This window comes from bacterium (assembly GCA_036524115.1).
Classification (GTDB): domain Bacteria; phylum JAUVQV01; class JAUVQV01; order JAUVQV01; family DATDCY01; genus DATDCY01.
This window is the reverse complement of the sequence record DATDCY010000122.1, coordinates 1-3,350: the sequence shown is the minus strand read 5'-3', so window position 1 is coordinate 3,350 and position 3,350 is coordinate 1. Positions and strand designations below refer to the sequence as shown.

Below are 3,350 nucleotides of genomic sequence, written 5' to 3'. Positions count from 1 at the left end.
ACGCGAACAAGTACGAGGAGGCCGCGGCCGCGGCCGCAGCGCTCGCGGACAACGCGGCGGTCGGCGCGCGCGCCCGCGAGCTGGCGGGCAACGCCTGGTTCGCCGCCGGCGACGCCGCCCTCCGGGACGAGCGCTACGCGGACGCCGCCTCGGCCTATCGCAAATCCGAGCGCCAGGACGCGGCCGAGGCGATCGCCGCGGTCGAGCGGCGCAAGCACGACAAGGCCGAGGAGTCCTACACGGCCGGCGTGCGCTTCTACATCAACCAGCAGCTGGACGAGGCGATCCGCGCCTGGGAGCGGACGCTCGCGCTGAACCCGGAGCACCCGAAGGCGGCGAAGGACATGGAGAAGGCCCGGGCGCTCCAGCAGAAGCTCAAGGACATCCACTGACGCGGGGGGCCGCGGCGGGGGTTCAGAGAGACGATGGCCGAGGCCCTGCACGCGAAGATTCGCCGCAAGGCGCTGTTCACCGGCGGGGCGCTGTTCGCGGTGCTCGCCGTCGGCACGGCGACGTACAAGCACATCGGCGGCGAGCAGGCCACCTGGCTCGACAGCCTCTACATGGTGGTGATCACGATCGCCACCATCGGCTACGGCGAGATCATCGACCTCTCGCACAGCCCGTGGGGCCGGGTCTTCACGATGTTCCTCTCGTTCACCGGCATCGGCATCATGACCTACATCATGATGAGCCTCACGGCCTTCGTGGTGGAGGGCGAGCTCAACGAGGCCTTCCGGAGGAGAAAGATGGACAAGCGGATCGAGAAGCTGCGCGACCACTACATCGTCTGCGGCGCCGACGGCGTCGGCTCGCACGTCGCGCGCGAGCTCGCTGCCACGCAGCGCCCCTACGTCGTCGTCGACGCCGACCGCGAGAAGATCGAGCGCCTGCACGGCGGCGACGACGGGCCCGCGGTCGTCATCGGCGACGCCACCGACAACGAGACGCTGCGGCGCGCGGGGATCGACCGGGCGCGCGGGCTCTTCGCGGTGACCGGCGACGACAACCTGAACATGGTGATCAGCCTCTCGGCGCGCCAGCTCAACTCGAGGGTGCGCGTCGTGGCGCGCTGCGAGGAGCCGCGCAACAGCGAGAAGATGCAGCGCGCGGGTGCCGACTCGGCGGTCTCGCCGACGCGCATCGGCGGCCTGCGCATGGCCTCCGAGATGCTGCGCCCGGCCGTGGTCGGCTTTCTCGACGTCATGCTCCGCCGCGAGGACGAGCGGCTGCGGATCGAGGAGCTGGCGGTCCCCGCGGCGGTGGTCGGCCGGCCGCTCGCCGCGCTCGAGCTGCAGCGCTTCGCGAAGCTGCTGCTGCTCGCCGTGCGCCACGCCGAGGGCTGGACGTACAACCCGCCGCGCGACTACGTGATGCAGGCGGGGGACACGATCGTCTTCATGGGCTCGCCCGAGGAGCGCCAGCAGCTGGAGCGGCTGCTGGGGCAGCTGAAGGGCGCCTGAGCCTGCGCGTCCCCGGGCCGCGCCGCCGCCCCTAGTGGGCCTGCGCCCAATTCGCGCCGCGGCCGACGTCCACGACCACGGGGACGGCGAGCCGCACCACGCCCTCCATCTTCTCGCGGACCATCGCCGCGAGCGCGTCCGCCTCGGCGAGCGGCACGTCGAAGAGCAGCTCGTCGTGGATCTGCAGGACCATGAGTGAGCGCCAGCGCCCCACGGCGGCCGTCAGTTCCCCGTCGATGGCCAGCATCGCCTTCTTGATCATGTCGGCCGCCGTCCCCTGCAGCGGCGTGTTCGTCGCCATGCGCTCGGCGAACTGCGCAACGCCGCGGTTCGAAGACTGGATCTCCGGCAGGTAGCGCCGCCGTCCAAGCAGCGTCTCGACGTAGCCGGTGCGTCGCGCCTCGACGACCGTGCGGTCGAGCCAGGCGCGCACGCCGGGGTAGCGCTCGAAGTAGCGGTCGATGAAGCCCTTCGCCTCCTTCTGGTCGATCCCGAGCTGCTGGGAGAGCCCGTAGGCGCCCATGCCGTAGATGATCCCGAAGTTGATCGTCTTGGCCGTGCGCCGCTGCTCGCCCGTCACCGCCGCCGGCTCGCCGCCGAAGATCGCCGCCGCGGTGCGCGCGTGCACGTCCTCGCCCCGCGCGAAGGCCGCGCACAGCTCGGCGTCGCCGGAGAGGTGCGCCATGATCCGCAGCTCGATCTGCGAGTAGTCGGCCGAGATCAGCACGTTGCCCGGCGCGGCGACGAACGCCTCGCGGATGCGCCGCCCCAGCTCGGTGCGGACCGGGATGTTCTGCAGGTTGGGATCCGACGACGACAGCCGCCCGGTCGCCGTCACCGTCTGGTTGAACGAGGTGTGCACGCGCCCGGTGTCCGGGTTCACGAGCATCGGCAGCACGTCGAGGTAGGTGTTCTTGAGCTTCGCCAGCGAGCGCCAGGCGAGGATCTCGGCCGGCAGCTCGTGGGCCGCGGCCAGCCGCGTCAGCACGTCCTCGTCGGTCGAGCGCCCGGTCTTCGTGCGGCGCACCACCGGCAGCCCCAGCTTGTCGAAGAGCACCTCCGCGAGCTGCTTCGGCGAGTTGATGTTGAACTCCTGCCCCGCGAGCACCCAGATGCGCCGCATCAGCTCCTGGAGCTGGACATCCGTCTCCTTCGAAGCATCGCGCAGCCGCTGGGCGTCGATGCGCACGCCGTTGCGCTCCATGCGCGCGAGCACCGACACCAGCGGCAGCTCCAGGTCGTAGTAGAGGTCGTGGAACCCCAGCTCCTCGATCTTTGGCGCAAGCAGCTTCGTCAGGCGGAAGGCGACGTCGGCGTCCTCGCAACTGTAGTCGCACGCCTTCTGCACCTCGACCTCGGCGAACGGCACCTGCTTCTTGCCCGAGCCCGCGACGTCGGCGTAGACGCTCACGCGCTGGCAGAGGTGCTCGAGCGCCAGCTCGCTGAGGTTGTGCTGGTGGCGCGTCGGGTTGATGACGTAGGAGGCGACCATCGTGTCGAAGCCGATGGGCGCAAGCTCGATGCCCGCGCGCGCCAGCACCAGCAGGTCGTACTTGATGTTCTGGCCGTACTTGGGCAGCGCCGGGTCGGTGAGCACCGGCGCGAGCGCCGCCAGGACCTCCGCCAGCGACAGTTGCTCCGGCGCGCCGAGATAGCGGTGCCCGACGGGGACGTACCAGGCCTGGTGCGGCGCCACCGAGAACGAGAGCCCGACGATCTCGGCCCGCAGCGGCTCGAGGCTCGTCGTCTCGAGGTCGATCGCGAAGCCGCCGGAGCCCCGCAGCAGCGCGACCAGCGCCGCCAGCTCGTCGCGCGTCACAACCAGCCGATAGTCGCAGCGCGGGCGCTCCCCGGCCTCGCCGGCAGGTTCGGCGCCCGCCGCCTCGC

General features: G+C 71.1%; 3 protein-coding genes. 2 read left to right on the top strand and 1 reads right to left on the bottom strand.

What is annotated here, in order from left to right:
* Together VI078_05480 and VI078_05475 are read left to right on the top strand one after the other, a co-directional pair.
* Positions 1-392 (top strand): hypothetical protein (locus tag VI078_05480; protein ID HEY5998739.1); only part of this gene is annotated, 392 nt, incomplete at its 5' end.
* 33 nt (positions 393-425) lie between these two features.
* Complete coding sequence (locus tag VI078_05475) at positions 426-1,463, top strand: potassium channel protein (GenBank protein ID HEY5998738.1); 1,038 nt, start codon at positions 426-428, stop codon at positions 1,461-1,463.
* A 31-nt stretch (positions 1,464-1,494) separates the two neighbouring features.
* Here the strand turns inward: VI078_05475 and polA are convergent.
* Positions 1,495-3,350 (bottom strand): DNA polymerase I (gene polA, locus VI078_05470; protein HEY5998737.1); only part of this gene is annotated, 1,856 nt, incomplete at its 5' end.